Raw genomic sequence first — 1,683 nt, 5'->3', positions numbered from 1 at the left:
ACCAAATCAAAAACACTCCTTCTTTTTGATTGACTAGAAAAGGAAGGGGGTAGTGCAATGGTAATTCTCGTGTGGCCCCCAATACCAGTAACCCTATTTTGTATGTGCCCCAATAATTTCTTGCAACTGATTGTGAAGCTCAGGAGCAGCGGCACAATAGGTAAAGTTCTGCTTCGCCTTAGTTAATGGCTCGCTGTAGTCCATCTCATTTCCATAAAAATCGGTGTACTTTCCGCCCGCAGCCTCAATAACTGCTTGAGCCGCAACGTTATCCCAAATCTTACTAGTCTTATTTACCACCCCGCCATATGCTCCTCGAGCAACCATTGCCAACTCAAAAGCACTACCTGAGGTGCGCAGATTACGAGTCTTGAGAATTATCTTCCCTAACAACACCGCTTCATCCTCCGTAAGAGAAGGTTCTTCCTGATGGCCATCTATTTGGTAAGAAACTAAGGCCTTTAGCAGATTGCTCTCAGGTGATACCTGAATTTGGGTCCCATTACAAAAAGCCCCCTCTCCCCTAATCCCCACATACAGTTCATTTTGAGCAGGAAGCATAATACCTCCGGCAACTGGGAAACCACCCTCAAGCAAACCAAGGTAAATACCATATGTCGGTACTCCAGAAGCAAAGTTGCTCGATCCATCTATGGGGTCAACTACCCAGGTGAAGTCTGATTTTTTGTCGACTACCCCTGCTTCTTCATCGATAACATTGAAGTTGGGATACTCCCGCTCAATCTTCGCTACTAACAACTTCCCTATTTCTAGGTCTGTTTCAGTAAGTACCTGATTATTATCATCAGCCTTAGTAACGCCCACAACTTTGCCAAAGTTCTTATTGGCAATCTCTGCCGCTTCTTCGAGAGAAGAGGTGATAAAGTCTTTGTAGTCCATATGCTTAGTTAAGCAGAAATAGTGTAACTGCGGCATGGGAGCACCTTCACTCTGATGAGTTATGTCTGAGTGTTTTTTGTTTGCCCAACGATGAATGCTACCATTAACCCATGAATCACTCGCCTCGTTCTCGGCACTCAGACCGGCGTTCATACAAAGTAATTGGACCAAAGATTTCCAATTGCATGAATCGCGAGGAGCGAGCCCGCCTGCAGCCAGACCTAGAAAAACTAGCCGACCGGCCCCACCATAGCGCTGCCAGAGCCCGCAAAGCCTTCCTTCAGCTCCTACTCAAGCAAGAAGGGCAGGACAGAGTACGGGATGAAATGAATGCACAGGCTTTAGAAATAACAGCCCAAGCCACCCAAACCTGCATCGGCATGTTTACTTCGGCCGATCGCAACAGCCAATTTGTGGGAGAGGTGTGGACGCGAGACGCCGCCCTGGCCTGCGCCGTCTTTGGCCGGTTTGACCCGCAAATGGCCGTGGAAACCTTTACTACTATTCTTTCCCACGCCCAACCAAGTGGCCGCTTGCCGTTGCGGGTAGAGTATGTCCGCCACTGGGCCAACTACGTGCCGCCGCTTCGCTGGCTCAAACGGATGGGTATTGACCTCATCACCCGACCAGAAGCCCATGCAGTCTACAACAATGTGCGATTTTCCATACCCGCCCGGGACAGCGCCTCGGCCCTTATCGTTTCTTGCGGCGAACTCTTTGACCACTCCGCCGAGGTACGCAAATTTGTCGAGGACAACTGGACCTTCCTATTGCGCTCACTCA

General features: G+C 49.3%; 2 protein-coding genes. One reads left to right on the top strand and one right to left on the bottom strand.

Going from position 1 to position 1,683, the window contains the following annotated elements; all coding sequences use genetic code 11:
• Positions 1-93: 93 nt before the first annotated feature.
• Positions 94-900, bottom strand: coding sequence for an inositol monophosphatase (locus tag VLA04_01130; protein ID HSI20299.1), 807 nt, complete (start codon positions 898-900; stop codon positions 94-96).
• Positions 901-1,085: 185 nt separating this feature from the next.
• On the opposite strand from VLA04_01130, the gene VLA04_01125 reads away from it, so the two are divergent.
• Positions 1,086-1,683, top strand: a 598-nt coding sequence (locus VLA04_01125; protein HSI20298.1) for a hypothetical protein, incomplete at its 3' end; no start/stop codon positions are given.

This window comes from Verrucomicrobiia bacterium, from assembly GCA_035460805.1.
In the GTDB taxonomy this organism is placed as follows: Bacteria; Patescibacteriota; UBA1384; order CAILIB01; family CAILIB01; genus DATHWI01.
This window is presented reverse-complemented; position numbering and strand designations above follow the sequence as displayed.